The organism is Streptomyces sp. NPDC050636 (assembly GCF_040654775.1).
Classification (GTDB): Bacteria; Actinomycetota; Actinomycetes; order Streptomycetales; family Streptomycetaceae; genus Streptomyces.
Genome location: NZ_JBFAIP010000236.1, coordinates 1 through 2,737, shown reverse-complemented (window position 1 = coordinate 2,737; position 2,737 = coordinate 1). Strand labels below are relative to the sequence as shown.

The 2,737-nt window shown below is 67.8% G+C and carries 2 protein-coding genes and 2 pseudogenes; 1 reads left to right on the top strand and 3 read right to left on the bottom strand.

Translation table 11 applies throughout. The features are described from left to right. Positions 1-291 (bottom strand): annotated as a pseudogene (locus AB0I10_RS40920) (Zn-dependent exopeptidase M28); the annotation flags it as partial. 610 nt (positions 292-901) lie between these two features. Between AB0I10_RS40920 and AB0I10_RS40915 the strand changes: the two are divergent. Next, positions 902-1,075, top strand: a pseudogene (locus AB0I10_RS40915) (APH(3'') family aminoglycoside O-phosphotransferase); the annotation flags it as partial. A gap of 233 nt (positions 1,076-1,308) precedes the next feature. Here the strand turns inward: AB0I10_RS40915 and AB0I10_RS40910 are convergent. Next, a complete protein-coding gene (locus tag AB0I10_RS40910) occupies positions 1,309-1,629 on the bottom strand; it encodes a hypothetical protein (protein ID WP_363157819.1) in 321 nt (106 codons plus the stop codon). Continuing rightward, the coding region (locus AB0I10_RS40905; protein ID WP_363157818.1) for a recombinase family protein at positions 1,556-2,737 on the bottom strand (1,182 nt) is incomplete at its 5' end. The genes AB0I10_RS40905 and AB0I10_RS40910, both read right to left, overlap by 74 nt.

Here is a 2,737-nt window from a genome sequence, read left to right as displayed (position 1 = left end):
GCCTCCCGCGCTTGCGGCCGCGTCGTCGAATATCGCGCGACTGGTCTTCGGTCCCCAACGGATGAGGCGTTCGTCCGTGAAGTGACCGTGGAATGCCTCGTCAAGCGCGGCTGCCGCCCGCTCGGCTGCTCCCTCGCCGGCACCGGGGTTGGAGATGATGCCTTTGCGTACCCCCGCAAAGGCATCGAGAACGGGGATGACACGGGGCAGCGGGCGGAAATTCAACGAACCGTCAGATCCGAAATGTACATCCGCCAACGTCGCCCCGATGTCGAAGAAAAGCACAGGCATTTCGCTGCCTCCGAAAATGATGCGAACGCGGCGACGCCCAGGCGCACTGGAAGCCCTGAGGGCGTCGGCTCTGCGTGGCGGCTCTCAGCCGGGCACGCTGCATCGGAGGGCTCCGACCATTCCATGGTCCGTGAGCTGCTGCGTTCTCGCATCTTGAGCAGTATGTGGTGGCACGCTGTGGGCCGAGCGCGGTCATGAGACGGGGCATCCATCAGCCCCGCGCCCTCATCAAACTGCCGAATTATGAACTCCGTTGCCGTCGTGCTGACTCGCCAAGCTCATGACGGCGGCCCGCGAGGGCGAGCCGTTTCGATGAGCACGCGGGTTTGCCGGCGTCCGAGCTGCGAGCCATCAAGCAGCGGAAGACGTGGTACGACCTTGCCCTGTGAATACACAGAACAGCGATGGGAGCGAACGCCCGGGAATACTCGCCGTACCCTGGCCGACGCCTTCGCCACGATCACGCCTGCGCTGGTGCACCCTGGCACGAGCTAAGCGGTTATGGCGAAGTCGGATGCTGATCCCTTCCCCGTCCGAACCCGCGACCAGCGCGGAGGGCGCGGGATCGGCAGCGCACTTCACCGCATTCCATCCGCTTAGAGTTGTTGCCATGAGTGATCGTCCCGGACCTCAGACCGTGTCGCCGGTGCGGCTGGGTGAGGGTGGCGGCGAGGGCGACTGGCTGCCCGTCACCGCGGGCGAGTCGGGAGCCGCTGTCTTCCGCAGCGCAGACTGCAGCCGGTACGCCAAGTGCGTCGCCGCAGCGGACGCAGCCGACCTGAAGGGTCTGGACTTTGGGCTCGCATGCCCCGCTACGGCATCGCCAACGTCAATTCGTCGCTGAGCGGCGTGATCCGTGGGGTATTGGTCTCGGACACACCTATCGCACACGGTGCCCGCTTCGCGGGCAGGCGCAACCGGCACCCGCCTCAGGCTCCCGCCTGGGAGCGGGTGCTTGTTGTTTCAGCGCCTGTTTCTCTCCTCCCTTCGGTTTCTCGTGCGTGTTGCTGGTCGTGGTCAGCCGATGGTGATCCTTTCTGCTCGCTGGGTATCGGCGGCCAGTGTCCTGGTCGCTGGGTCGAAGGTCAGCGTGAGCGCCTTGGCCCGGAGGTGCCCGACGGCATCGGCTTCGGTGGGTGGGGTGCTGCTGCCTGGTTGCGGGAGCTTCGCGTCCGCGGCGGTGGCGGTAAGCCTGACGAGCAGGGCGGGCAGGTGCGGCAGGATGTGGTCCTCGCGCACATACGCGTTTGACGGTCGGCCGGGGTCAGGCGGGGTGGCGCTGGTGTGGCCGTGGCGGCAGCGGTAGGCAGGCCGGTGGTTCGACCAGCAGGATTCCATCCGTCGGTCGCACACCCCGCAGCGCAGCAGTCCTGCCAGAAGATAGGTCCGGCCCCGGGCCGTCTCCCTCGTCGCTCGAATGTGCTGCACGGCGACGAAGTCGGCCTCGCTGACCAAGCGCCGGATGCGCGGGCTTGGTGGAGATGACCCAGTCGTCGGGGGCGTTCCAGCGCATGACGTCGCGATGCCCCAGGCTGGTGTTGTCCGGATCGAGCAGCTCGTGGTCGGTGCGCTGCCGGTTCCACACCTGCCGGCCGGTATAGCGGGGATTGCCGAGGATGGCCCGTACCGAGGTCAGGCTCCACTTCTCGCCCGAGAGGTGCGGATTGCGCTCAGGGTCGGCCGCGGAAGGGCAGGGTACGCCGGCGTCGTTCAAGGCCCGGGTGATGCGGGCGACACTGTGCTGGGCCAGGCGCTGGGCGAAGATCCACCTGACGATCCGGCCGCACTCCGCATCGATGTCCAGACGTTGGATCCGGACCCCGCGGCGGGCAAAGGAGCGGTTCGGGTGCGGGCCGGCATCCACCAGCCGGTACCCGTACGGTGGACGCCCGCCCAGATAGCGGCCCTGGTCGCGGGCCTGCACGGTCATCGCGCTGCGCACCCGGATCCTTGCGCGGGCGATCTCCCGCTTGGAGAGAATCCCCAGGAGGATCATCAGTTCCTCGTGGCCGACGAGGGCCGGTTCGATGGCTCCGCCCAGCTCCGGCACCCACAGCGCTACGCCGTAGTGCTCGAAGAGTGGCGCCATTGTCGCGAACTGGTTGCCGTAGAAGGCGCGCTCACTGGAGCCGATGACGATGGCGTCGAATTCCCGGTCGGGGTCGGCCATCGCCGCGAGCAAAGCAGCCGCTTGCGGGCGGCGCGACCACGGCAGCACCCTGCTGTGACCGACGTCAAAGAACTCCGCCACCACCCGCCCGTGCCCGGACGTCACGGCCTGCGCCTGCAGCAGCTGCCAGGACCGCGAGGTAGCGGGATCCTGGTGGTCCTCGGTGGAGACCCGGCCATAGAACGCAAACCTCAGTCCCGCGGGCGCCCGCATCATCGTCGTTGATCGTGACCGGCCGTGCTCGCGAGCCCAGCCCGCCCGCGGGCTGGGCGAGAC

Coding starts and splice junctions, on each gene's coding strand:
- AB0I10_RS40910 (WP_363157819.1), bottom strand. CDS start 1,629: ATGGAATCCTGCTGGTCGAACCACCGGCCTGCCTACCGCTGCCGCCAC.